Genomic DNA, 1,365 nt, shown 5'->3' on the forward strand with positions numbered 1-1,365 from the left:
TGCCTGGTAGGTGCCAGCCTCCGTGGTGCTGCTGACATCGGTGACGGTGGGCGCGGTGGTGTCGGCCTGGGTGACAGGCGGAGTAACTGGCGCGCTATCGCCACCGCTACTACCACCGCCGTCGTCGAGAGCCACACCAAGGCCAACAAGACCCAGACCGCCCAGCAGAAGATTCAGGGGGGTGAAAAGAGCGCTGTCAGCACTGCCCTGCCAGATGATTTCATCACCATTGGCCGCCGTCTCAATGACCGGGGTTTCACTGGTAACAGTGGCGCCCACTAGCGTGGAGCCCTCCAGTTCCGCCTGAGGGATAAACACCGTTTCTGGCTGAGCATAGAAGTCGGTAATTTCAACCAGAGCGCCATTCTCGGACTCGACGATCAGCGAGTTGCCTTTGCGCTTGACCACCAGCCCCTCTGGCGAGTTGCCCGTTGCGGGGTCAATCACGGCGTACTGGGCACCCGGTTGGGCCGGCACAGACGACGCATCGGCAAGGGCAATGTGCCGCATGGTGCCATCAGGCAAGCGTTCCACTAATTGCAATGACTGCTTAACGTTTGCTTCTGATGACATGCAGAGTCCTCGATCGGCCTTTGGCCGCGCCGTTGTTACTGGGTATTCACCCCAACTCTCAGGGTGAAATTTGCGCAAATCTATCAAATAAAATCCTAGGCATAACAGCTATAGATAGCAACTCCCCCCCCGGTGTCAGGATAGTTGTCGCCTGACCTGATTTGTTTAAAAGTGAAGACTGGGGGTGAAAAAGAGTGTCGAATGGATCGTTATTCAAGTGAACGAAAGGCTGCCTTGCTCAAGAAGCTGCTGCCTCCTATCAATATGTCGGTTGCCGAGTTGGCCCGTCAGGAGAACATCAGTGAGGCCACTCTGTATAATTGGCGCAAACAAGCCAAAGACGGAGGGGCTCCTGTGCCCGGGGACAACAAATTGACCGATGAATGGCCTGCCGAGGCCAAGTTCGCCGTGGTGCTGGAAACCGCTGCGCTCTCTGAGATTGAGCTCAGTGAGTATTGCCGCCGTAAGGGACTCTACCCCGAACAAGTCCAGCAGTGGCGCCAAGCCTGCATCCTGGGTCAGCAATCGGCTCGAGCCCTGCAACAAGCTGAGAAGGCGCAGGCCAAAGCGGACAAGAAACGCATCCGGCAACTGGAGCAGGAGTTGCACCGCAAGGACAAAGCCCTGGCAGAGGCGGCAGCGCTGCTGATATTGCAAAAAAAGCTCGATGCCTACTGGAGCAACGTCGACGAGGCCAATTGACCTCGTTGCCAGAACGGCAGCAATACGTTGCATGGTGGCGCGAGGCGCTTGAGGCGGGTGCCCGCAAGCATCCTGCGGCCGAGGTGTTGG

Annotated in this window: 1 protein-coding gene and 1 pseudogene; one reads left to right on the forward strand and one right to left on the reverse strand. The window is 57.7% G+C overall.

All coding sequences use genetic code 11. The features are described 5' to 3' along the window. The coding region (locus tag BN1125_RS00265; protein ID WP_042009685.1) for a hypothetical protein at positions 1-510 on the reverse strand (510 nt) is incomplete at its 3' end. 264 nt (positions 511-774) lie between these two features. On the opposite strand from BN1125_RS00265, the pseudogene BN1125_RS00270 reads away from it, so the two are divergent. Continuing rightward, positions 775-1,365 (forward strand): annotated as a pseudogene (locus BN1125_RS00270) (transposase); the annotation flags it as partial.

The sequence above is a fragment of the Aeromonas fluvialis genome (assembly GCF_000819885.1).
Lineage (GTDB): Bacteria > Pseudomonadota > Gammaproteobacteria > Enterobacterales > Aeromonadaceae > Aeromonas > Aeromonas fluvialis.